Annotated in this window: 1 protein-coding gene; it reads left to right on the top strand. The window is 65.5% G+C overall.

What is annotated here, in order from left to right:
- Positions 1 to 756 (top strand): AMP-binding protein (locus AB3X89_RS40040; protein WP_368588034.1); only part of this gene is annotated, 756 nt, incomplete at both ends.

Raw genomic sequence — 756 nt, 5'->3', positions numbered from 1 at the left:
CGTGGGCCGGGCAGCCGTCATCGGATCCGGATGTGCGCGCGCTGGGCCTGGGTCCGCACCATCTGGCCTATGTGATCTACACGTCGGGCTCCACCGGCACGCCCAAGGGCGTGATGGTCGAGCACCGCAGCACCGTGAACCTGCTGTACTGGAGCCGCCGCGTGTTTGCGGAATCCGAGACCAGCCGCATGCTGTTCTCTACCTCGATCGGCTTCGACCTGTCGGTCTATGAGTGCTTCGTTACGCTGTCGCAGGGAGGCACACTCTATCTTGTCGAGGATGCGCTGGCACTGACGCAGACACCCCTGGATGTCTCGCTGATCAACACGGTTCCCTCGACGATGGCGGCGCTGCTCGACCAGCAGGCCGTACCGGCATCGGCGCGCGTAATCAACCTGGCGGGTGAGCGGTTGCCCGCCAGCTTGATCGGCAGAGTGTTCAGCAGCAGTGGCGCAGAGAAGATCTGCAACCTGTACGCTCCGTCCGAAACGACGACGTATTCGACCTGGACCTGCATGGCAAGGGGGGAGGCGGTCGTTGAAACGATCGGCCGTCCGATCGCGAACACGCGGGTGTACCTGCTGGACGGTCATGGCGCGCCGGTGCCGTTCGGGGCGGTTGGGGAGCTCTACATTGGCGGGGCGGGGGTGGCGCGCGGCTATCTGAACCGCCCCGAGCTGACAGCCGAGCGGTTCATCGCCAGTCCCTTTGTGGAGGGCGATCGGCTGTATCGCACGGGGGACCTGGCGCGGTACC

It is taken from the genome of Paraburkholderia sp. BR14320, assembly GCF_040948665.1.
GTDB lineage: Bacteria > Pseudomonadota > Gammaproteobacteria > Burkholderiales > Burkholderiaceae > Paraburkholderia > Paraburkholderia youngii.
This window is presented reverse-complemented; position numbering and strand designations above follow the sequence as displayed.